Origin of the sequence: Streptomyces sp. YPW6 (assembly GCF_018866325.1) — a bacterium.
Lineage (GTDB): Bacteria > Actinomycetota > Actinomycetes > Streptomycetales > Streptomycetaceae > Streptomyces.
Window position 1 is genome coordinate 891173 of the sequence record NZ_CP076457.1, and the last position, 22598, is coordinate 913770.

At 72.4% G+C, this 22598-nt stretch carries 16 protein-coding genes; 11 read left to right on the forward strand and 5 right to left on the reverse strand.

Annotated features, from left to right (window positions below):
• The first annotated feature begins 6 nt into the window (after window positions 1-6).
• Window positions 7-990, forward strand: a complete 984-nt coding sequence (locus KME66_RS03945) for a LysR family transcriptional regulator (RefSeq protein WP_216318967.1) — start codon at window positions 7-9, stop codon at window positions 988-990.
• Between the two features lie 103 nt (window positions 991-1093).
• Here KME66_RS03945 and KME66_RS03950 read toward each other — a convergent pair whose 3' ends face one another.
• The 3 genes from KME66_RS03950 to KME66_RS03960 form a co-directional block, all read right to left on the reverse strand.
• Complete coding sequence (locus KME66_RS03950; protein WP_216318970.1) at window positions 1094-3607, reverse strand: MFS transporter; 2514 nt, start codon at window positions 3605-3607, stop codon at window positions 1094-1096.
• A gap of 218 nt (window positions 3608-3825) precedes the next feature.
• A complete protein-coding gene (locus KME66_RS03955; protein WP_030582936.1) occupies window positions 3826-4269 on the reverse strand; it encodes an SRPBCC family protein in 444 nt (147 codons plus the stop codon).
• Between the two features lie 113 nt (window positions 4270-4382).
• A complete protein-coding gene (locus KME66_RS03960; RefSeq protein WP_216318973.1) occupies window positions 4383-4775 on the reverse strand; it encodes a VOC family protein in 393 nt (130 codons plus the stop codon).
• Between the two features lie 589 nt (window positions 4776-5364).
• On the opposite strand from KME66_RS03960, the gene KME66_RS03965 reads away from it, so the two are divergent.
• The 4 genes from KME66_RS03965 to KME66_RS03980 all read left to right on the forward strand — a co-directional run bounded on the left by KME66_RS03965 (window position 5365) and on the right by KME66_RS03980 (window position 12440).
• On the forward strand, window positions 5365-6831 hold the full coding sequence (locus tag KME66_RS03965; protein WP_216318976.1) for an aldehyde dehydrogenase family protein: 1467 nt from the start codon (window positions 5365-5367) through the stop codon (window positions 6829-6831).
• A gap of 51 nt (window positions 6832-6882) precedes the next feature.
• On the forward strand, window positions 6883-8448 hold the full coding sequence (locus KME66_RS03970; protein ID WP_216318978.1) for a GMC oxidoreductase: 1566 nt from the start codon (window positions 6883-6885) through the stop codon (window positions 8446-8448).
• 28 nt (window positions 8449-8476) lie between these two features.
• On the forward strand, window positions 8477-10597 hold the full coding sequence (gene betT, locus KME66_RS03975; RefSeq protein WP_216318981.1) for a choline BCCT transporter BetT: 2121 nt from the start codon (window positions 8477-8479) through the stop codon (window positions 10595-10597).
• 256 nt (window positions 10598-10853) lie between these two features.
• Window positions 10854-12440, forward strand: coding sequence for an alpha/beta hydrolase (locus tag KME66_RS03980; protein WP_073228997.1), 1587 nt, complete (start codon window positions 10854-10856; stop codon window positions 12438-12440).
• Window positions 12441-12560: 120 nt separating this feature from the next.
• On the opposite strand, the gene KME66_RS03985 is transcribed toward KME66_RS03980, so the two are convergent.
• Entirely contained in the window at window positions 12561-13169 is a 609-nt protein-coding gene (locus tag KME66_RS03985) for an adenylosuccinate lyase (RefSeq protein ID WP_073229000.1), read from the reverse strand.
• Window positions 13170-13503: 334 nt separating this feature from the next.
• On the opposite strand from KME66_RS03985, the gene KME66_RS03990 reads away from it, so the two are divergent.
• A complete protein-coding gene (locus tag KME66_RS03990) occupies window positions 13504-15285 on the forward strand; it encodes a 3-hydroxyacyl-CoA dehydrogenase family protein (protein WP_216329074.1) in 1782 nt (593 codons plus the stop codon).
• 91 nt (window positions 15286-15376) lie between these two features.
• Entirely contained in the window at window positions 15377-16192 is an 816-nt protein-coding gene (locus tag KME66_RS03995; RefSeq protein ID WP_216318984.1) for a TetR family transcriptional regulator, read from the forward strand.
• Here KME66_RS03995 and KME66_RS04000 read toward each other — a convergent pair.
• On the reverse strand, window positions 16179-16958 hold the full coding sequence (locus KME66_RS04000) for a restriction endonuclease (protein WP_216318987.1): 780 nt from the start codon (window positions 16956-16958) through the stop codon (window positions 16179-16181). The two genes, KME66_RS03995 and KME66_RS04000, sit on opposite strands and share 14 nt — an antisense overlap.
• 133 nt (window positions 16959-17091) lie before the next feature.
• Between KME66_RS04000 and KME66_RS04005 the strand changes: the two genes are divergently transcribed.
• From KME66_RS04005 to KME66_RS04020, 4 genes are all read left to right on the forward strand, one after another.
• Window positions 17092-17898: a GNAT family N-acetyltransferase gene (locus KME66_RS04005; RefSeq protein WP_216318990.1), complete on the forward strand. Its 807-nt coding sequence runs from the start codon at window positions 17092-17094 to the stop codon at window positions 17896-17898.
• Between the two features lie 354 nt (window positions 17899-18252).
• On the forward strand, window positions 18253-19590 hold the full coding sequence (ccrA, locus tag KME66_RS04010) for a crotonyl-CoA carboxylase/reductase (protein ID WP_073229018.1): 1338 nt from the start codon (window positions 18253-18255) through the stop codon (window positions 19588-19590).
• Window positions 19591-19599: 9 nt separating this feature from the next.
• Window positions 19600-21612 carry a protein meaA gene (locus KME66_RS04015; protein WP_073229023.1) on the forward strand — a complete coding sequence of 671 codons (2013 nt, stop codon included), beginning with the start codon at window positions 19600-19602 and terminating at the stop codon, window positions 21610-21612.
• Window positions 21609-22598: a CoA ester lyase gene (locus tag KME66_RS04020; RefSeq protein ID WP_073229027.1), complete on the forward strand. Its 990-nt coding sequence runs from the start codon at window positions 21609-21611 to the stop codon at window positions 22596-22598. Before KME66_RS04015 ends, KME66_RS04020 begins: the two co-directional genes overlap by 4 nt.

Genomic DNA, 22598 nt, shown 5'->3' on the forward strand with positions numbered 1-22598 from the left:
TCAATCATGGAATTGCGTCAGCTGGAGCACTTCGTCGCCGTGGCGGAGGAGCAGCACTTCACCCGCGCCGCCGAGCGCCTCTCCGTATCGCAGTCCGGGCTCTCCGCCTCCGTACGGGCTCTGGAGCAGGAGCTGCGGACCCCGTTGTTCAGCCGCACCACCCGCTCGGTACGGCTCACCGAGGCGGGGCGGGCGCTGCTGGTGGAGGCGGAGCGCACGCTGGCCGGGGCGCGGGCGGCCCGTGACGCGGTCGACGCGGTACGGGGGCTGCTGCGCGGGACGCTGACGGTGGGGGTCGAGCAGTGTGTGGCGGGGGTGAGTCCGGCGCGGCTGCTGGCGGCGTTCCACCGGGAGCACCCGCAGATGGAGCTGCGGCTGCGCCAGGAGGGGACCAGCAGTCTTCTGGACGGGGTGGCGGGCGGGCGACTGGACCTGGCGTTCGCGGCGACGGTCGCCCCGGCGGAGTGGCGCGGGGAGCTGGTGCCACTGGCCCGGGAGCCGATGGTGCTGCTGTGCGCGGCGGGGCATCCGCTCGCGGGGCGGGCCGAGGTGGCGTGGGAGGAGCTGCCGGGGGCGTCGTTCATCGACTTCCATCCGGACTGGGGGCCGCGCCGGGCCGCCGATGAGGCGTTCGCCGCGGCGGGGGTGCGGCGGACGGTGGGCCTGGAGGTCAACGACGTGCACAGCCTGCTGGAGCTGGTGCAGGAGGGGTTGGGGATCGCGGTGGTGCCGCACCACTTCTCGCGCAAGCCGGAGGCGGCACGGCTGGTCGCGGTGGGGCTGGCGGGTGCGCACCGGGCGGTCTACGAGAGCGTGGCGGTGCTGCCGGGGGCGCGGAGCCTGAGCCCGGGGGCCCGGTCGCTGATGCGGCTGGTGCGGGAGGAGCCGGAGCGGGAGGGCTCGGTGCAGGAGGAGCCGGTGCGGGAGCTGGTGCGGGAGCCGGTGCGGGAGAACCCTGTGCGGGAGGAGTCGGTGCGGGCTCAGCCCTGACGTCCCGACGGCCGCTCAGCCCTGACGTCCCACCGGCCCCTGAAGTCCCACCAGGCCCTCAACGTCCACCGGCCACCGACACCGGCTCCCCGCCCCGTACCGCTCAGTCCTCGTGGCCCAGCTGGAGGTCGCGCTCGGTACGGCCGCCGCCAGCGACCTGGAGGACGGTGGCGACCGGCGGGTATCCGGCGGCGATCACGGTGTACTCGCCGGACGACAGGTCGACGAACCGGAACGACCCGTCGGACCCGGTCGTGAGGGTGTCCACCACGTTGCCCGCCGCGTCGAGCAGCGTGACCCGCGCGTCCTCGACGGGCCGCCTGCCGGTCGCCCGGACCACGCCGCGCAGGACGGCCCCGCCCGCCAGTTCGATGTCCTGCCGGGTCTCGCGGGCGGCCTGCACGCTGACCGGGAGGGCGGCGGGCCGGAAGGCGGGGGCGCTGGCGGCCAGCGTGTACTCGCCCGCGATCAGCTCGCCGATGACATAGCCGCCCTCGCGGCCCGTACGCGTCGAGGCGACGACCTCGCCCCGTACGTCGGTGAGCGTGACGGCCGCGTCGTGTACGGGTCCGCCGTCGGGGGTGAGCACGGATCCGGCGAGGCGTCCGGCGCCGCCGAGCACCACGTCCAGCTCGACGGGGCGTTCGCCCACGGTGACGCTGACGGCCTGCGGCTGGTGGCCGCCCGCCGCGGCGATCAGGACGTAGGAGCCGGCGCCGGGAACGCTCAGCGCGTACCGCCCGTCCTCGCCGCTGGCCCCGCGCCCGATCTGCTGCCCCTGGACGTCGATCAGGGTGAGGGCGGCCCGGGGGACGGTCGTGCCGTCGGGGTGCTGGACGCTGCCGTGCACCGGGACCCCGGAGAGGTGACCGGGGGCGGGCCGGCCCGAGTCGGCGCGGGCGGCGGGGATCTGCGTGGTCGGGGCCTCGGCGGCGGCTTCGGGACTGTGGTGGGACACCAGCGGTTTCTCCTTGAGGAAGAAGGCGAGGATCAGGCCGAGGACGAGCACCGGCACGAGGTAGAGGAAGATGCGGGGCATCGCGTCGACGTAGGCCTGGATGTAGGCGTCGCGCAGCGCGGGTTCCATCGCGTGGACGATCTGCGGGGTGATCGACTCGGGGTCCGGGAGCTCCGCTCCGGTGGGCAGGCGCACGCCCAGCGCGTCGGAGAGCCGCCCGGCGAACAGCGTGCCGAAGATCGCCGCGCCGACGCTGCCGCCGATCTGCCGGAAGTAGTTGTTGGCGCTGGTGGCGGTGCCGAGGTCGCCGGGGCGTACGGAGTTCTGCACGGCGAGCACGAGAACCGACATCACCAGTCCGATGCCGAGGCCGAGGACGGCCTGGTAGAAGCTGTACGCCAGGGGGGAGGTGTCCGCCTCCAGCAGGGACAGCAGCCCCATGCCGACCACGGAGACGGCGCTGCCGACGATCGGGTAGATCCGGTAGCGGCCGGTGCGGGTGATGAGCTGACCCGAGGCGATGGAGCCGCCGACGATGCCCAGCATCATCGGGAGCATCAGGAGCCCCGATTCGGTGGCGCTGACCCCGTCGACCATCTGGAGGTAGGTCGGGAGGTAGCTGGCGGCCCCGAAGAGCGCGATGCCGACGACCGCTCCGATCAGGCCGGTGACGTTGAAGACGGAGTCGCGGAACAGCCGCAGCGGAATGATCGGTTCTGCGGCTCGGTGCTCCACGGCGACGAAGAGCACCGTCGTGACGACCGCACCCGCCGCGAGGCCCAGGACGGTGCGCGAGCCCCAGGCGTACTCGGTGCCGCCCCAACTCGTCACCAGCACCAGGCAGGTGGAGGCGGCGGCGAGGAGCACCGCGCCCAGGACGTCGAGCCGGGGGCGTACGGCGGGCCGGGGCAGCTTGAGGACGACCGCGATGACGGCCAGGGTGACCAGCCCGAAGGGGACGTTGATGTAGAAGCACCAGCGCCAGGAGGCATGGTCGGTGAAGAACCCGCCGAGCAGGGGTCCGGCGACCGAGGCCAGGCCGAAGACCGCGCCGATGAGGCCCATGTAGCGGCCGCGCTCCCGGGCCGGGACGATGTCCGCGATGATCGCCTGGACGCCGATCATGAGACCGCCGCCGCCGATGCCCTGGAGGGCGCGGAAGGCGATCAGTTCGTCCATGGTGCGCGACCAGCCCGCGAGGGCGGAGCCGATGATGAAGACGACGATGGCGAACTGGAAGACGCCCTTGCGCCCGAAGAGGTCGCCGAGCTTGCCGTAGAGCGGCAGGACGATGGTGGAGGCGAGGAGGTAGGCGGTGACCGCCCAGGACATCTTCTCCAGGCCGTGCAGCTCGCCGACGATTCCGGGCAGGGCGGTGGCGACGATCATCTGGTCGAGCGCCGCGAGCAGCAGGGTGAGCATCAGCCCCAGGAAGACCATGCGGACCCTGCGGGGGCTGATCTCCGCTGCCGCGCCGCCCGGTCCGGGTCCGGCCGGAGGAGGCGGCGGGGGTGGTGCGGCGGTCCCGGCGCGCGCCGTCGTGGTGTCCGGAGCCGGGCCGTCGGGTCCCGTGCCGTCGGGTCCCGTGCCGTCGGGTCCCGTGCCGTCGGGTCCCGTGCCGTCCGGCCCGTCCTTCACCAGCGTGATACCGCCCACCACGAAACGCTCCCCTCGTCGCACCTGCGCCGCCCATTTGTCGCACCGTGCGGCAAGGCGGGGCAAACGTGACGAGGGGCGTACGCGGCGCGCACAGAGGGCTTATGCGCCGGTGAGAGCCACTACGGCGCACAACCGGTCGCCCCGGAAAACCACCCGTTCCGGTGAGGCCGGTCGTCGCGCGGGGGCCGGACGGACCGGCCCCCGATCACGGGTCGGTCCTACTTCTCGACCTCGGTGGCGAGGTTCTGGAGGAGCTCGTCGTAGATGCGGGCGAGGCCCTTGGGGGCGAAGGTCCGCTCGAAGAACCCGCCGATGCCGCCCGCGCCGTCCCAGACGGTGACCACGACGGCCTTGGACTTCCCCTCGCCGGCGGGGGTCACGGTCCAGGTGGTGACCATGGAGGAGTTGCGGTCCTTCTCGACGAGCTGCCCGTCGGTCGGCTCGCTGACCTCCAGCAGGCAGTCGCGGACGCGCTTGCTGGTGGCCTGGAGCTTCCAGTGCACCAGGGTGCCCTCGCCGTCGCCGCCCTCCCGGACCTCGTACTCGCTGAAGTGCCCGGTCAGCACCTTGCCGCGGACGTCCTTGTAGTCGGCCAGCGCGTCGAACACCGTGTCCGCGTCCGCCGCGATGATCCGCTCCGTGGTGGCCTCGACCTGCGCCATGGCTGTTCCTCCAGCTGTCCGTGGTTCGGGGGGTGAGCTGAGCCAACCACCTCGGGTGCGGCCGCTCAAAATCGGGTCCCGGAGCGGATCCGGCCGCCGGACGCCGGGGGCGATCAGGGGCAGCGGGTCCCGAGGACACAGAACTCGTTGCCCTCCGGGTCGGTGAGGACGACCCAGCTCGCCCCCTCCGGCGCGACGTCGGCGCGCCGGGCGCCGAGCGCGAGCAGCCGCTCGACCTCCTCGCCCTGCTCCCGGTCGGTGGGGTTGACGTCGATGTGCAGCCGGTTCTTGACGGTCTTGCCCTCGGGGACGCGCGCGAAGGTCAGCGTCGGCGGCACCGGCCCGGGGCGGCTCTTCCCCTCGGGCACCCCGGGCGAGCCGATGCTGACGACGCCCTCCTCCTCTTCCACGTCCTGCACCTCGTAGCCGAGGACCGCGCACCAGAAGCGGGCCAGGGCGGCGGGGTCGGCGCAGTCGATCGAGAGCTCGGTGAACTTGCTGGCCATGGTCGGGACCTCCCGGTCCGGTAGCGGCTCGTGCAGGGGACCCACACGTTAGGCGGTGCGCGCCTCGCGGGTGCGGCCCCGTGGCCGCGCCCCAGGGGGCGATGGCCTGCCGCGCACGACCGGGAGAACACGTGCTCGTCGCCGTCGTCGTGGGCCGACGCGTCGTCGGCAGAACCGCCGGGGCAGAGCTGAGGCGTCATGGCGTCGCGCGCAGGCAACAGCACAGCACCGCGCCCGCCCCACGCAGCGAACGCATCGACACATCGCCACCGCCACCGCCACCGCCACCGCCACTGTCACCTGCCTCCTCGCGGCACAGGACACGGGCCGTCACGGGGAAGGCGTCCCGCGCCCGGCCGCTTCACGTACACCGGTGTCCCGTCCGGCCTCGTACGACGCCCCGTCCGGGCAGGCTCGCCCACCTCCCGCGCACGCCCGGCGGGGCGCCCGCGTTAGCCCGCCCGGGTGCCTGGACCACCGGCTCGCGTGCGTCGCGGTGCGTCCCGTAGGTCGGCGGACCGGTTTGGGCCATGTTGCTGACCGTCGGGTCGATCGGCGCGGCACCAGCCGGACACGAAGGAGACCCAGGGTGGGCGAGCTGTACATCGGCGGTGAGTGGACACCGGCGGCGGCCGGCGGCCGGCGCGAGGTGATCAACCCCTTCGACGCCTCCGTCGTCACCACCGTCGACGAGGCCGACGCCGACGACGTCGACCGCGCGGTACGCGCCGCCCGGCGGGCCTTCGAGGAGGCCGACTGGGCCGGCGCCCCCACCCGCCGCCGTGCCGACGTGCTGCTCCGTGTGCACGACCTGCTGCTGCGCGACAGGGAGGAGATCGCCCGCACCGAGACCCTCGACACCGGCAAGACCCTGGCCGAGGCCCGGATCGACGTCGAGGACGTGGCGAACGCCTTCCGCTACTTCGGCGAGGTCGCCGACAAGGACGGCGGCCGGGTCGTGGACGTGGGCCCCGACGTCCTCAGCCGGGTCGTCTACGAGCCGATCGGCGTGTGCGCGCTCATCGCCCCCTGGAACTACCCCCTGCTGCAGGCCTCCTGGAAGGTGGCCCCGGCCCTGGCCGCCGGCAACACCTTCGTCCTGAAGCCCAGTGAGACCACCCCCCTCACCACCATCGCCATGGTCCGGCTCATCGCCGAGGCCGGAGCTCCCCCCGGGGTCGCCAACCTGGTGCTCGGCTCCGGGGCGACCGTCGGCGCCGCCCTCACCCATCACTCCGAGGTGGACCTCGTGTCGTTCACCGGCGGGCTGGCCACCGGGCGCGGCATCATGGCCGGTGCCGCCGACGGACCCAAGAACGTCGCCCTGGAGCTGGGGGGCAAGAACCCCAACGTGGTCTTCGCGGACGCGGACGTCGAGGCCGCCCTGGACAACGCGCTCAACGCCGCGTTCCTCCACTCCGGACAGGTCTGCTCAGCCGGTTCCCGCCTCCTGGTCGAGGATTCGCTGCACGACCGGTTCGTCGAGGCCCTCGCCCGCCGTGCCGCCGCGATCCGGCTCGGCAACGGCATGGACGACGGCACCGAGAGCGGACCACTCAGCTCGGCCGAGCACCGCGAGAAGGTCGAGCGCATGATCGCGGTGGGCCGCGACGAGGGCGCCCGGGTCGTCACCGGCGGTGGCCGCCCCGCCGATCCCGCCCTCAGCCGCGGCTACTTCCTCCAGCCGACCGTCTTCGCCGACTGCCACCGCACCATGCGCATCGTCCAGGAGGAGGTCTTCGGACCGGTGGTCACCGTCGAGCGGTTCCACACCGAGGACGAGGCCGTCGAACTGGCCAACGACACCCGCTACGGCCTCGCGGGCGGCGTGTGGACGTCGGACGCGAGCCGCGCCCAGCGCGTCGCCGGGCGGCTGCGGCACGGCACCGTGTGGATCAACGACTTCCACCCCTACGTCCCGCAGGCCGAGTGGGGCGGCTTCGGCCTCTCCGGCGTCGGGCGCGAACTCGGGCCCACCGGCCTGCGCGAATACCAGGAGGCGAAGCACATCTACCAGAACCTCAGCCCCTCCCCCACCGGATGGTTCAAGGGCTGACCGAGCACCACCCCGCCGCCCGCCACCGGCGGCCCCGACGAAGGACACACCATGGCTTCCACCACCCCCAACGGCGCCGAGTCCGCCTACGACTACGTGATCGTCGGCGGCGGCACCGCCGGCTGCGTGCTCGCCGCCCGGCTCAGCGAGGACCCCGACTGCCGCGTCTGCGTCGTCGAGGGCGGGCCCAGCGACGTGGGCGACGACCGCATCCTGCGCCTGCGCAACTGGATCAACCTGCTCGGCTCGGAGTTCGACTACGGCTACACCACCGTCGAGCAACCCCGCGGCAACTCGCACATCCTCCACTCGCGCGCCCGCGTCCTGGGCGGCTGCTCCTCCCACAACACCCTGATCAGCTTCCTGCCGCTCCCGGAGGACCTGGACGACTGGGTCGCCCGCGGCTGCGACGGCTGGGACCCCGCGACGGTCCTGGCCTACCGCGACCGGCTCCGGACGAACATCGTCCCCGTGGCCGAGGCCGACCGGAACCCGATCGCCAAGGACTTCGTCACCGCGGCCGCCGGTGCCCTCGGCGTCCCCGTCATCGAGGACTTCAACGCCCAGCCCTTCTCGGAGGGCACCGGGTTCTTCTCCCTCGCCTACCAGCCGGAGGGCAACCTGCGCTCCTCCGCCTCCGTCGCCTACCTCCACCCCGTCCTCGACCGGCCCAACCTCACCGTCCGCCTGGAGACCTGGGCGCACCGGCTGCTCCCGGACGACGCGGGGCGGCTGACCCGGGTGGCCGTCCGCGGGGCCGACGGCGGTGAGGCCGTCCTGCGCGCCGAGCGGGAACTCCTGTTGTGCGCGGGGGCCGTCGACACCCCACGGCTCCTCATGCTGTCGGGGATCGGGCCTGCCGAGGACCTGCGGCGGCTGGGCATCGACGTGCGGGTCGACCTGCCCGGCGTGGGCGAGAACCTGCTGGACCACCCCGAGTCCGTGATCGTCTGGGAGACCGACGGTCCGCTGCCGCCCAACTCGGCGATGGACTCCGACGCCGGGCTCTTCCTGCGCCGCGACACCGGACAGCCCCGCCCCGACCTGATGTTCCACTTCTACCAGGTGCCGTTCACCGTCAACACCGAGCGGCTCGGCTACCCCGTCCCCGAGCACGGGGTGTGCATGACGCCGAACGTGCCGCGCGCCCGCTCCACCGGCCGCATGTGGCTGCGCAGCGCGGACCCGGCGGAGCACCCCGCGCTGGACTTCCGCTACTTCACGGACCCCGAGGGGCACGACGAGCGCACCATCGTCGACGGGCTGAAGGTCGCCCGCGAGGTCGCGGCCACCGCGCCGCTGCGCGACTGGCTCGTCCGCGAGGTCGCGCCGGGCCCCGGGGTGACCTCCGACGCCGACCTCTCGGAGTACGGCCGCCGTGTCGCGCACACCGTCTACCACCCCGCCGGCACCTGCCGCATGGGCGCCCCGGACGACCCGATGGCCGTCTGCGACCCCGCTCTGCGGCTGCGCGGCGTCGACGGTGTGCGGATCGTCGACGCCTCGGTGTTCCCGACCATGCCGACGATCAACCCGATGGTGACCGTGCTGCTCGTCGCCGAGCGCGCCGCGGACCTGATCAGCGGCCGCACCTCCGTACGGGGGGCCGCCCAGTGACCCGCCATCCAGCAGAAGGGAGCCGTCAGTGTCGACCGTAGGAGGCAGGAACGCCGGATACGCCCCCGAGGAGCCGGCCGAACCCGAGGAGGAGGGCTCCGGCACACTCAAGCCGCTGGTCTTCTACGGCTCGGCCGTGCTGATCCTGGCCATCTCGATCTGGGCGATCGTCACCCCCTCGGGCGCCGAGGACGTCATCGGGGTGGTGGTGGACAAGATCTCCGACTGGTTCGGCTGGTACTACTTCCTGGCCGCCACCCTCTACCTGCTCTTCGTCCTCTTCATCGGCGTGTCGAAGTACGGCACCGTGAAGCTGGGCCCCAAGCACTACAAGCCCGACTACGGGCTCTTCGCCTGGGCGGCGATGCTCTTCGCCGCGGGCATCGGCATCGACCTGATGTTCTTCTCCGTCGCCGGACCGGTGAGCCACTACCTCGCGCCCCCCGAGGGGGACCCCGAGTCGCTGGAGGCCGCGCGGATGGCCGTGGTGTGGACGCTGTTCCACTACGGCATCACCGGCTGGGCCATGTACGCGCTGATGGGCATGGCGCTCGGCTACTTCGCCTTCCGGTACAAGCTGCCGCTCGCCATCCGCTCCGCGCTCTACCCGATCATCGGCCGCCGCATTCACGGGAAGATCGGCGACGCCGTCGACCTGGCGGCCATCATCGGCACGGTCTTCGGCATCTCCGTGTCACTCGGCATCGGCGTCGTCCAGCTCAACTACGGGCTGAAGTTCCTCTTCGACGTGCCGGAGGGGCTGCCCGCGCAGATCGGCCTCATCGGCGTCGCGGTCGTGATGGCCACCGTCTCCGCCGTGGCCGGCGTCGACAAGGGCATCCGCCGGCTGTCGCAGCTCAACGTGCTCCTCGCCGTACTCCTGATGCTGTTCATCCTGGTGGTCGGCGAACCGTTCCAGCTGCTGAACGCCCTGGTCCAGAACATCGGCGACTACGTCAGCGGCTTCCCCTCGATGACGCTGAACACCTTCGCCTACGACCAGCCCACCGAGTGGCTGGACGCCTGGACGTTGTTCTTCTGGGCCTGGTGGATCGCCTGGGCGCCGTTCGTCGGGCTGTTCCTGGCCCGGATCTCCCGCGGGCGCACGCTGCGCCAGTTCGTCGCCGCGACGCTGATCATCCCGTTCCTGTTCACCGGGCTGTTCCTCGCGGTGTTCGGCAACAGCGCCCTGTTCGTCGTCCGGGACGGCAACGCCGCCTTCGGGGAGACCGCGCTCAACTCGCCCGAGCAGGCCTTCTACGGGCTGCTGGAACTCTACCCCGGGGCCACCTTCAGCGCGGGCCTGGCCACCTTCGTCGGTCTCCTGCTCTACGTGACCTCGGCCGACTCCGGAGCCCTGGTGATGGGGAACCTCAGCTCCCACCTGCCCACCCCGGTCACCGACGCGCGGACCTGGCTGCGCATCTTCTGGGCGGTCACGACGGGCCTGCTCACCCTCGCCATGCTGATCGTGGGCGGGGTCCAGGCGCTGACCGACGCGACGATCATCATGGGCCTGCCCTTCTCGTTCGTGATGTTCCTGATCATGGCGGGGCTCTATCTGGCGCTGCGCTCCGAACGGATGAGGGAGGAGGCCCTGACCGCCACCCTGCCGGCCTCCCTCTCCGGGAGGACACCGCAGACGGGCGTGGCGGCGACGCGCACCTGGCGCCAGCGCCTGACCCGGGCGATGTCCTTCCCCGGCCCGCGGGCGGGGGCACGCTTCGTCGATGAGGTGTGCCGACCCGCCTTCCAGGAGGTGGCCCAGGCACTGCGGGAGCAGGGTGCGGAGGCGGAGATCACCTCAGGGACCGAGGAGGAGAGCGGACTCCCGCACGTCGGCATCATGGTGCCGATCGGGCCGCGCGACCAGTTCGTCTACCGGGTGTGGCCCGTGGAACGGCCCACCCCCGGGTTCGCCACCCGGTCGATCAGCACGCACGACAGCTACGTGCGCTACGAGGTGCAGCTCGCCGAGGGCAACCAGGGCTACGACGTCATGGACTACACCCGGGAGCAGCTCATCGCCGACACCCTCGACCAGTACGAGCGGCATCTGGAGTTCCTCAGGCTCCACCACGAGGCGACCGCCGGGTCTGCCTTCCCGGACCACCGGCCCGACGACCCGGACGCCGACCGGCCGGAGTAGTACGTGCGGAACGCGGGGCGGGCCCCACCGGGCCTGCCCCGCGTCAGCCGGCGGGCCGATGGACCTGACGGGCCTGACGATGCTGGCCGGGCTGATGGGGCTGATGGGGCTGATGGGGCTGATGGGGCTGATGGGGCTGATGGCGTGACCGTACGGGTCGAGTCCGCGCGGAACGGACCCTTCCGCGGGGGAATTCGGGGAGCATGCGGCGGGGACCGGTGATCCGGCGCCGCGTCCCGCCACTCCGGGAGGCCCCATGACGAAACGTGCAGGAATTCTGGTCGCCGTCGGCGCGACCGTCGCCGGTCTGCTGACCGCGGCGCCCGGCCCGGCCGCCGCCACGGCGGCGACCACGCAGCCCGCCCCGAAGCCGAAGTGGACGGACTGCCCGACCGAGAACTACCCGACGCTCCAGTGCGCGAAGGTCCGCGCCCCGCTGGACCACCGCCGCCCGTCGGGCCGTCAGATCACGCTCGCCCTGTCCCGCGTCCCGCACACCGCGAAGACCTTCCAGGGCCCGCTGCTCGTCAACCCGGGCGGCCCGGGCGGGAGCGGCCTGTCGATGGCCGGGTTCGTCGCGTCCTCGCTGCCCGAGAAGGTGGCCGCCCAGTACGACGTGATCGGGTTCGACCCGCGCGGCGTCGGCAAGAGCAGCCCCGCCCTGAACTGCCTGCCCGGCCACTTCGACGCGGTGCGCCCGGACTCGGTGCCGACGTCCTACCGGGCGGAGCGGATCAACCGCGACCGCGCCGAGGCCTTCGCGCGGGCCTGCGGTGAGAAGCACGGCGACGTGCTGCCGTACATGGACACGGTCAGCGCGGCCAAGGACCTCGACGTGATCCGCCGGGCGCTGGGCTCCCGGCAGCTCAACTACTTCGGCTACTCCTACGGCACGTACCTCGGCGCGGTCTACGCCCAGCTGTATCCGGAGCGGGTGCGCCGGCTGGTGCTGGACTCGGTCGTCGACCCGGACGGCGTCTGGTACGAGGGCAACCTCGGCCAGGACTACGCGTTCGACGACCGGCACAAGGCTTTCGCCGCCTGGGTCGCGAAGAACGACGCCGCGTACGGCCTGGGCACCGACCCCGCACGGGTCGAGGCCGCCTGGTACCGGATGCGGGCGGACGTGGCGCGCAAGCCCGCCGGCGGCACGGTCGGCGCGAGCGAGCTGGAGGACGCCTTCCTGCCCGGCGGCTACTACAACGGCTACTGGCCCTACCTCGCGGAGGCGTTCGCCGCGTATGCGAAGGACGGGGACGCCGAGGCGCTGGTCGAGGTGTACGAGAACTTCGGCGCGGTCGACGCGAGCGGCGACAACGGCTACTCGGTCTACACGGCCGTCCAGTGCCGCGACGCCGGCTGGCCCGAGCACTGGAGCACCTGGCGCAACGACAGCCGCCGGATCCACAAGAAGGCGCCGTTCATGACCTGGAACAACACCTGGTACAACGCGCCGTGCGCGAACTGGCCGGTGCCTCCGCTGAACCCGGTCCGGGTGAACAACCGCCTGCTGCCCCCGGCCCTCATCCTCCAGGCCACGAACGACGCGGCGACCCCGTACGGCGGTGCGGTCAGCATGCACCGCAAGCTCAAGGGCTCCAGCCTCGTCGTGGAGGAGGGCGGCGGCAACCACGGCATCACGCTGAGCGGCAACGACTGTCTGGACGAGCATCTGGCGGCCTATCTGACCGACGGCACGGTGCCGCGCGGCCGGGGCGAGGCGGACGCCGTCTGCACCGCCCTGCCGGACCCGAAGCCGCTGCCCGCCGAGAAGGCGGCGGCGCAGTCGGTGGACAACAGCAAGGGCAGCCGCCTGCACGGCCTGCTGGGCTTCCGCCACTGAGCCGCCCGCGTCGATGCGGGTCCGCGGCCGCGACAGCACCCCCACCGGGCCGGCTGTCGCGGCCGCGTCCGGACGGGACGGGCTCCGCCCGCGCCCCGGGCACGCCGCCCCCGTCTGCGCTCACTCCCCCGGCAGCCGGCTGAGCGCCGCAGCCGCTGCCGCGCCGAGCCGTGGATGCGGGAGGGCCGCCGTGAGGACCGGGCGGGCCTGTTCGTCGGCGAGCCGGCCGAGCCCCTCGACGCAGGCCAGGGCGACGCGCCAGTGGGGTTCGCCCGGGGCCAGCAGGCGTTGCAGCGTGGCGACCAGGGCGGGCACCGACTCGGGGGCCCGCAGGTCGGTCAGCAGGCGCACCGGGTGCAGCGCGTACGCGGTGCGCAGGGCGTTGGTGGCGAGCGCGGCGGCGGCCCGGGGCGTGCGGGGGTCGTTCAGGCGGGCCAGGGCGTGGGCGGCGGAGACGCAGCGTTCGGGGTCGCGGTGGTTGAGCAGGAGCACCAGCGCCTCGAAGGCCCGCCGGTCGCCCGCGCAGCCGAGCCGGAAGGCGGCCATCTCGCGCGCCCACAGCGGCTGGTGCGGCTCCACGAGGACGCGGGCCAGCTCCTCGGGGTCCTCGGCGGCGACGAGCCGGGCGTACCGCGGCGATCCGGCCGCCTCGGGCTCCAGCCGGTCCACGAGTGAACGGAACTCCTCGTCCCTGACGTCATCCATGACACTCAGCGTATCGACGGACACACTCCGTACGGGGCGGGACGGCCGAGCCCGTGTGGCCCAGGGCACACGGACCCAGGGGTGGCGCGCTCGTTACCCGCCAGTTAATCTCATCTGAGCGGGGCACACTCCCCGCAGACTCCGGTGGCCTGGTGACGCAGCCACCCGGAGTGCCTGTCGGTTCGGCTCCATGTGCGACGTGACTCCGGGACAGAGTCCGTCCCCCCTCCCGGCCGGGCGCGCTCCTCGCGCCTCGGCCCCGTGCTCCACGACACGCAGCTTCCGTACACCGCGCGCCGCTCCCTCATCGCCGCGCGCGCTGTGCTCCCCCAGTCGTCACTCACCCTGGAGTCCCGTGATGGACACCCCTCTCTCCACCATCGCCGTCGTCGGCCTCGGCACCATGGGCACCGGCATCGCCGAGGTCCTGGCCCTGGCGGGCCGCGAGGTCATCGGCATCGACATCAGCGAGGCGGCCGCCCTCGGGGCCGTCGCCTCCCTCGAAGCGTCCACCGCGCGCGCCGTGACGCGCGGACGGATCACCGAGGAGGAGCGGGCCGCCGCGCTCGCCCGCTTCCGTACCGCGGACACGCTCCAGGCCGCCGCCGATGCCGAGCTGGTCGTCGAGGTGGTGCCGGAGTCGTACGAGATCAAGCAGCAGGTGTTCCGGGAGCTGGACGCGATCGTCTCCCCCACCACGATCCTGGCCACCGGCACCAACGCGCTGTCGGTGACCCGGCTGGCCGCCGAGTCGCAGCGCCCCGAGCGCGTGCTCGGCCTGCACTTCTTCAACCCGGCGCCCGCGATGAAGCTGGTCGAGGTGGTCTCCTCGGTGCTGACCGCGCCGCCCGCCGTCGAGGCCGTCACCCGGCTCGCCCGGGAGCTGGGCAAGGAGCCCGTCGCGGTCGGCGACCGGCCGGGATTCGTCGCTGACGGGCTGCTCTTCGGCTACCTCAACCAGGCCGCCGCGATGTACGAGGCGAACTACGCCTCCCGCGAGGACATCGACGCCGCGATGAAGCTGGGCTGCGGGCTGCCGATGGGCCCGCTCGCCCTGCTCGACCTGATCGGCATCGACACGGCGCGCACGGTCCTGGAGGCCATGTACGCCGAGTCCCACGACCGGCTGCACGCCCCGGCCCCGATCCTCGGGCAGCTCGGCAGCGCGGGCCTGACCGGCCGGAAGGCCGGGCGCGGCTTCTACACGTACGACGCCCCGGGCGGCCAGGACGTGGTGCCCGACGCGCTGACCCCTGCGTCCGGCGCCGAGGCGGGCGCGGGGCGCGAGGTGGCGTCGGTGGGCGTCGCGGGCTCCGGGACCATGGCCTCCGGGATCGCGGAGGTCTTCGCGAAGGCCGGGTACACCGTGGTCCTGGCCGCCCGCAGCCAGGAGAAGGCGGACACCGCCAAGGGCCGGATCGCGAAGTCGCTGGAGCGTTCGGTCAGCAAGGGGCGGCTGAGCGCCGAGGCCCGCGACGAGACGCTGGGGCGGATCACGGCGGCCGGTTCGCTGGACGCCTTCGCCGAGGTCGACCTCGCCGTCGAGGCGGTCGCCGAGGACCTGGAGATCAAGCAGCAGCTGTTCGCCGCCCTGGACAAGGTCTGCCGTCCCGGCGCGGTGCTCGCCACCACCACCTCCTCGCTGCCGGTCGTCGCCGTCGCGCGGGCGACCGCACGCCCCGAGGACGTCATCGGGATGCACTTCTTCAACCCGGCGCCCGCGATGAAGCTGGTGGAGGTGGTCCGCACCGTCCTGACCGCCGACGACGTGCACGCCACGGTCCGCGCGGTGTGCGCGAAGATCCGCAAGCACCCGGTGGACTGCGGGGACCGGGCCGGGTTCATCGTGAACGCGCTGCTGTTCCCGTACCTCAACAACGCGATCAAGATGGTCGAGGAGCACTACGCCTCGCTGGACGACATCGACGCGGCGATGAAGCTGGGCGGCGGCTACCCGATGGGCCCGTTCGAACTGCTCGACGTGGTCGGCCTGGACGTCTCGCTGGCCATCGAGAAGGTGCTGCACCGGGAGTTCCGCGACCCGGGCCTGGCGCCCGCGCCGCTGCTGGAGCACCTGGTCGCCGCGGGCTGCCTCGGCCGCAAGACGGGGCGCGGCTTCCGCGAATATGCCCGTCGCTGACCCGGGGGCCGGGTGGGGCGGGCTGCTGGGGCCCTCCGGCGGCCCGCCCCCGCAGGCGCGCTCTCCTGCACCGATGGGTTACGTTCATGCCATGTCCCAGCCCGCCAAGTCACCCCGTGCCACCGCCGCGACCGACGCCCCGGAGACCACCGCGGGGACGCGGGCGGCCGCCCAACGGCTCAAGATGCGCCGCGAACTGGCCGCCGCCGCGATGGAGCTCTTCGCCACGAAGGGCTACGAGGCGACCACCGTCGACGAGATCGCGGGCGCCGCGGGCGTCGCCCGCCGGACCTTCTTCCGCCACTTCCGCTCCAAGGAAGAGGCCATCTTCCCGGACCACGACGACACCCTCGTCAGGGCCGAGGCCGTTCTGAACGCCGCCCCCGCGCACGAGCACCCGCTCGACACCGTCTGCCGCGGCATCAAGGAAGTCATGAAGATGTACGCGGCCAAGCCCGCCGTCTCCGTGGCCCGTTACAAACTCACCCGTGAGGTGCCGACCCTCCGGGAGGCCGAGATCGCGTCGGTGGCCCGCTACGAGCGGCTGTTCACCCGCTATCTCCTCGGCCACTTCGACGAGCGCGACCACCATGTGGGCAACGACGACCCGCTGCTCGCGGAGGTCGCCGCGTCCGCCGTCGTCACCGCGCACAACCACGTGCTGCGCCGCTGGCTGCGGGCGGGCGGCCAGGGCGATGTGGAGGCCCAGCTCGACCGGGCGTTCGCCATCGTGCGCGACACCTTCGGCACGGGGATCGGGGCCGGCCGGACCGCGCAGGCCGAGCCCGAGCGGGTCCCGGCCGCCTCGGTGGCCGCGGACGGCGAGGTGCTCGTCGCGGTGGCGCGTACGGACGCCCCGCTGGACGAGGTCATGCGGACGATCCAGCAGGCGCTCAAGGACCGCTGAGACCGGCACGCGGCTCCTCGGGGACCGCCGCTGCCGGCTCCCAGGGCGGCGCCCCGCCCCCGGCCCAGGCGGCCAGCTCCTCGGGGCCGCAGCAGAGGATGCCGCACTGCTCGGCGTAGTCGAGGGCGGGTTCGGTGAAGCCGCCGGTGGAGACGACGAGCGCGACCTCGGCCGCGTGGACCGCGTAGCAGGTGCCGCCGAAGCGCTGGAGGTCCTGCGACCCGGCCCGGTTGCCGGTGCCGTAGCGCTTGCACTGGACGACGAGGCGGCGGCCGTCCGGGGTGGTGGCGAGCACGTCGGCGCCGAGGTCGCCCGCGCCGCCCACCACCCCGGCGTCCGCGCAGCCGTCGCGTCGGCACAGTTCAGCGACGGCCTCTTCGAAGGCGTAGGGGTCCAGCTGGGTGTAGTCGACGGGGTGGGCGGCCTCCGGCGGTGCGTCCGGGTCCTGGGTCCGGGCGGCCTCGGCGGCGGCGTCCAGCTCCGCGAGACCGGTGTCGACGATGTCGTACGCGGCCTCGGTCACGGCTGCCGCGACCCGCCGGGCGCGACGGCGGCGGAGCACCGCGACGGTGCCGGCGCCGAGGATCGCGGCCGCCAGGAGCACGGCCGCCACCGGATCGCGCAGCGCGCTGTGCCAGGCCGCCCGCACCGTCATGCCGCCGCCCGCGACGACCAGCGCGACCAGGGCGAAGCCGAAGGTGGTGCGCCGGAGGTCGAAGGAGGTACGCCGGTCCCGGATGCTCCGTCTGCGCATGGATATGCCCATCGCCGCCCACCCCTGCTTCCTGCCGATTTCAAGATCGTTGCGCGGTTCCGTCTGCCCCGGGCCGCGCGTTCGACGCGTGGGCCGGCCCGGGAATCCGCTCGCCCGCCGCGCGCCGCCGTGCTGAGCTGCCCGGATGAGAAGTGATGTGGACGTCCACGAGGTACGCGCCCTGTACGACCGCGCGATGCGCGAGCACGCCCGTCCCGACGGCCCCGGTGTCCGGGTCGAGCGGGCTGGTCCCGTCGTCCGCCAGGTGGGCGGCCCCGACGACTGGAACGGGGTCGTCTGGTCGTCCCCGGATCTGGACGCCGAGGGGGCCGACGCGGCGATCGCGGCGCAGATCGGGCACTGCGCGGCGCTCGGCCTGCCGGAGTTCGAGTGGAAGCTGTACGCGCACGACCGGCCCGGCGATCTGGGCGGCCGGCTGCGGGCCGCCGGGTTCGCCCCCGGGCCGCCGGAGACGCTGCTGGTGGCTCCGGCCGAGTCGCTGACCGGGCCGGTGGCCCTGCCCGACGGCGTCACCCTGCGCCCCGTGACGGACGCGGCGGGGGCGGAGCTGATGGCGCTGGCCCATGAGCGGGCGTTCGGCACGGACGGGAGACGGCTGCTGCACCAGGTGGTGAAGCGGCTGGAGCGGGCGCCCGAGGACTTCGTGGCGGTCGTGGCGGTGGACGGCGACGGCGAGCCGGTCTGCTCCGGGCGGCTGGAGCTGCATCCGGGCACCGGGTTCGCCGGGCTCTGGGGCGGGGGGACGGTCGCCGCCTGGCGCGGCAGGGGCCTCTACCGGGCCCTGGTGGCGTACCGGGCCCGGATCGCCGCCGAGCGAGGCCACCGCCACCTCCAGGTCGACGCGAGCGGTATGTCGGCCCCGATCCTGGCCCGGCTCGGCTTCACGGCGTTCGGAACGACGACGCCGTATGTGTACCGCCCGGCTCGCTGACCGCCTGCCAGCAGGACAGAACGTCTCGTAACGCCCATCGTGTTGCTCATGCGTGCCCACGAGATGACAAGTGAGAGAAATTGTTGGCACTGGGTGCCTTGTCAGGTGTCACGGAGTGCCATACGTTGAAGGTGTCCGGGCGGCCGGCGTACGGGGACCTCACCCGTACGCCGGCTGTCCCCGCAACCACCGTGCTGCGCGCCCGGACGCCTGCGTCACAGGCACCTTCTGCTCCACCGAGCAAAGCCAGCTCCACCTGCCGAACCGACGGCAACACCTCCACACCGCACCGCTCCCCCTGCCAGCAGGGCCCCTCAAGCGTTCCCTCGACGCCGCATCACCGGAGGCAACACCGTGAAGGAAATCCTGGACGCCATTCAGTCGCAGGACAGCACGGCCGCGGACTTCGCGGCCCTGTCCCTCCCCGAGTCCTACCGCGCGGTCACCGTGCACAAGGACGAGGCGGAGATGTTCGCCGGTCTCGCGACCCGCGACAAGGACCCCCGCAAGTCGATCCACCTCGACGACGTGCCGGTCCCCGAACTCGGCCCCGGCGAGGCCCTCGTCGCCGTGATGGCCAGCTCGGTGAACTACAACTCCGTCTGGACGTCGATCTTCGAGCCGGTCTCGACGTTCAGCTTCCTGGAGCGGTACGGGAAGCTCAGCGAACTCACCAAGCGCCACGACCTCCCGTACCACGTCATCGGCTCCGACCTGGCGGGCGTGGTCCTGCGCACCGGCCCCGGCGTCAACGCCTGGAACCCGGGCGACGAGGTCGTCGCGCACTGCCTGTCGGTCGAGCTGGAGTCCTCCGACGGCCACAACGACACGATGCTCGACCCCGAGCAGCGCATCTGGGGCTTCGAGACGAACTTCGGCGGCCTGGCGGAGATCGCGCTCGTCAAGTCCAACCAGCTGATGCCCAAGCCGAAGCACCTCAGCTGGGAGGAGGCCGCCGCCCCCGGCCTGGTCAACTCGACCGCCTACCGCCAGCTCGTCTCGCGCAACGGCGCGGGCATGAAGCAGGGCGACAACGTGCTGATCTGGGGCGCCAGCGGCGGGCTCGGCTCCTACGCCACCCAGTTCGCGCTGGCCGGCGGCGCCAACCCGATCTGTGTCGTCTCCTCTCCGGAGAAGGCCGAGATCTGCCGGTCGATGGGCGCGGAGGCGGTCATCGACCGCAACGCCGAGGGCTACAAGTTCTGGAAGGACGAGCGCACCCAGGACCCGAAGGAGTGGAAGCGCTTCGGCAAGCGCATCCGCGAGTTCACCGGCGGCGAGGACATCGACATCGTCTTCGAGCACCCGGGCCGCGAGACCTTCGGCGCCTCGGTCTACGTCACCCGCAAGGGCGGCACGATCACCACCTGCGCCTCCACCTCGGGCTACATGCACGAGTACGACAACCGCTACCTGTGGATGTCCCTGAAGCGCATCATCGGCTCCCACTTCGCCAACTACCGCGAGGCGTGGGAGGCCAACCGCCTCATCGCCAAGGGCAAGATCCACCCGACGCTCTCCAAGACGTACTCCCTGGAGGACACCGGGCAGGCCGCGTACGACGTCCACCGCAATCTCCACCAGGGCAAGGTCGGCGTCCTCGCCCTGGCCCCCCGCGAGGGCCTCGGCGTGCGTGACCAGGAAATGCGCGAGCAGCACATCGACGCCATCAACCGCTTCCGCAACGTCTGAGGTTCCCCGATGAACGAACGTCAGAAGGACCGGCCCTGGCTCATGCGGACGTACGCAGGTCACTCGACCGCCGAGGCGTCCAACGAGCTGTACCGCCGCAACCTCTCCAAGGGCCAGACGGGTCTCTCGGTCGCCTTCGATCTGCCCACGCAGACCGGATACGACCCGGACCACATCCTCGCCCGCGGCGAGGTGGGCCGCGTCGGTGTTCCCGTCTCGCACCTCGGTGACATGCGGCGGCTGTTCCAGGACATCCCCCTGGAGCAGATGAACACCTCGATGACGATCAACGCGACCGCCATGTGGCTGCTGGCGCTCTACCAGGTGGTCGCGGAGGAGCAGGGGGCCGACGCCTCCCGGCTCCAGGGGACGACGCAGAACGACATCGTGAAGGAGTACCTCTCGCGCGGGACGCACGTCTTCCCGCCGGTGCCCTCACTGCGGCTGACCACGGACATGATCACGTACACGGTCAACCGCATCCCCAAGTGGAACCCGATCAACATCTGCAGCTACCACCTCCAGGAGGCCGGGGCCACCCCGGTCCAGGAGATCGCGTACGCCATGTCGACCGCCATCGCGGTGCTCGACGCGGTCCGCGACTCGGGCCAGGTGCCCGAGGAGAAGTTCGGTGACGTGGTCGCCCGCATCTCGTTCTTCGTGAACGCGGGCGTCCGCTTCATCGAGGAGATGTGCAAGATGCGCGCCTTCGGGCGGATCTGGGACCGCGTCACCCGGGAGCGGTACGGCGTCGTCGACGCCAAGCAGCGCCGCTTCCGCTACGGCGTCCAGGTCAACTCCCTCGGCCTGACCGAGGCGCAGCCGGAGAACAACGTCCAGCGCATCGTCCTGGAGATGCTGGCCGTCACCCTCTCCAAGGACGCCCGCGCCCGCGCGGTGCAGCTGCCGGCCTGGAACGAGGCGCTGGGGCTGCCCCGGCCCTGGGACCAGCAGTGGTCGCTGCGGATCCAGCAGGTGCTGGCGCACGAGAGCGATCTGCTGGAGTACGAGGACATCTTCGCCGGTTCGCACGTCATCGAGGCCAAGGTGGACGCCCTGGTCGAGGAGTCGCTGGCGGAGATCGACCGGATCCAGCAGATGGGCGGCGCGATGGCGGCCGTCGAGTCCGGCTACCTCAAGTCCGAGCTGGTCTCCTCGCACGCGGCCCGGCGGGCCAGGATCGAGGCGGGCGACGAGAAGATCGTCGGCGTCAACATCTACGAGTCCACCGAGCCCAACCCGCTCACCTCCGACCTCGACGGCGCGATCATGACCGTCGACCCCGAGAACGAGGCCCGGGTCGTCGCGGCCCTGCACGAGTGGCGGGACAACCGCGACGAGGCACGGGCCTCGGAGGCGCTGGCCGCGCTGAAGAAGGCCGCCGCGGGCACCGAGAACATGATGGAAGCCACCGTCGAGTGCGCCCGCGCGGGCGTCACCACCGGCGAGTGGGCCTGGGCACTGCGGGACGTCTTCGGCGAGTTCCGCGCCCCGACCGGGGTCTCCTCGGCCCCGGTCGCGGTCACCGCGGAGCCGGGCAGCACGCTCGCCCTGGTCCGCGAGAAGGTCACCCGGACCGCCGCGGACCTGGGTGTCGGGCGACTGCGCCTGCTGGTCGGCAAGCCGGGCCTGGACGGGCACTCCAACGGGGCCGAGCAGATCGCCGTACGGGCCAGGGACGCCGGGTTCGAGGTGGTCTACCAGGGGATCCGGCTGACCCCGGAGCAGATCACCGACGCGGCACTCGCCGAGGACGTGCACTGCGTGGGCCTGTCCATCCTGTCCGGCTCGCACGCCGAGCTGGTCCCCGACGTGCTGCACCGGCTGCGCGAGGCCGGGGCTCCGGACATCCCGGTGATCGCGGGCGGCATCATCCCGCCGGCCGACGCCACCGCACTCATCGAAGCCGGAGTGGCCGCCGTCTTCACCCCGAAGGACTTCGGCATCACGGAGATCATCGGCCGTATCGTCGACGAGATCCGGAAAGCGAACAAGCTCGACCCTCTGGAGGTCCCCGCATGACCACGCCCGCCCACCCGTCGCCCGCCACCCCCGTGAACCGGCTGCGGCCCCGCCGCTCGTGTCTGGCCGTGCCGGGCTCCAACCCGCGCTTCCTGGAGAAGGCCCAGGGCCTCCCGGCCGACCAGGTCTTCCTGGACCTGGAGGACGCCTGCGCGCCGCTCGCCAAGGAGGGCGCCCGCCACCACATCGTGGACGCGCTGAACAACGGTGACTGGAGCGGCAAGACCCGGGTCGTGCGGGTCAACGACTGGACGACGCACTGGACGTACCGGGACGTGATCACGGTCGTCGAGGGCGCGGGCCCCAACCTGGACTGCATCATGCTGCCGAAGGTCCAGGACGCCCAGCAGGTCGTGGCGCTGGACCTGCTGCTGACCCAGATCGAGAAGACGATGGGCTTCGAGACCGGGAGGATCGGCATCGAGGCGCAGATCGAGAACGCCAAGGGTCTGGTGAACATCGACGAGATCGCCGCCGCATCGCCGCGCCTGGAGACGCTGATCTTCGGCCCGGCCGACTTCATGGCCTCGATCAACATGAAGACCCTGGTCGTCGGCCAGCAGCCGCCCGGCTACCCCGCGGACGCCTACCACTACATCCTGATGCGCATCCTGATGGCGGCCCGCACGCACGACCTCCAGGCGATCGACGGCCCGTTCCTCCAGATCCGCGACGTGGACGCCTACCGCGAGGTGGCCGGCCGCGCCGCCGCCCTCGGCTTCGACGGCAAGTGGGTGCTGCACCCGGGGCAGGTCGACGCGGCGAACGAGGTGTTCTCGCCGTCGCAGGAGGACTACGACCACGCCGAGCTGATCCTCGACGCGTACGACTGGTGCACCTCCGAGGAGGGCGGCAAGAAGGGCTCCGCGATGCTCGGCGACGAGATGATCGACGAGGCCAGCCGCAAGATGGCCCTGGTCATCGCGGGCAAGGGCCGGGCCGCGGGCATGCAGCGCACGTCCAAGTTCGAAGCCCCGGAGGCCTGA

What these genes read in the sequence shown, in the direction of transcription:
- KME66_RS03980 (WP_073228997.1), top strand. Translation starts at nt 10,854, where the DNA reads ATGACGAAACGTGCAGGAATTCTGGTCGCCGTCGGCGCGACCGTCGCC.
- KME66_RS03960 (WP_216318973.1), bottom strand. Translation starts at nt 4,775, where the DNA reads ATGGCCAGCAAGTTCACCGAGCTCTCGATCGACTGCGCCGACCCCGCC.
- KME66_RS03990 (WP_216329074.1), top strand. Translation starts at nt 13,504, where the DNA reads ATGGACACCCCTCTCTCCACCATCGCCGTCGTCGGCCTCGGCACCATG.
- KME66_RS04020 (WP_073229027.1), top strand. Translation starts at nt 21,609, where the DNA reads ATGACCACGCCCGCCCACCCGTCGCCCGCCACCCCCGTGAACCGGCTG.
- KME66_RS03970 (WP_216318978.1), top strand. Translation starts at nt 6,883, where the DNA reads ATGGCTTCCACCACCCCCAACGGCGCCGAGTCCGCCTACGACTACGTG.
- KME66_RS04000 (WP_216318987.1), bottom strand. Translation starts at nt 16,958, where the DNA reads ATGGGCATATCCATGCGCAGACGGAGCATCCGGGACCGGCGTACCTCC.
- KME66_RS04005 (WP_216318990.1), top strand. Translation starts at nt 17,092, where the DNA reads ATGAGAAGTGATGTGGACGTCCACGAGGTACGCGCCCTGTACGACCGC.
- KME66_RS03955 (WP_030582936.1), bottom strand. Translation starts at nt 4,269, where the DNA reads ATGGCGCAGGTCGAGGCCACCACGGAGCGGATCATCGCGGCGGACGCG.
- KME66_RS03995 (WP_216318984.1), top strand. Translation starts at nt 15,377, where the DNA reads ATGTCCCAGCCCGCCAAGTCACCCCGTGCCACCGCCGCGACCGACGCC.
- KME66_RS04015 (WP_073229023.1), top strand. Translation starts at nt 19,600, where the DNA reads ATGAACGAACGTCAGAAGGACCGGCCCTGGCTCATGCGGACGTACGCA.
- KME66_RS03945 (WP_216318967.1), top strand. Translation starts at nt 7, where the DNA reads ATGGAATTGCGTCAGCTGGAGCACTTCGTCGCCGTGGCGGAGGAGCAG.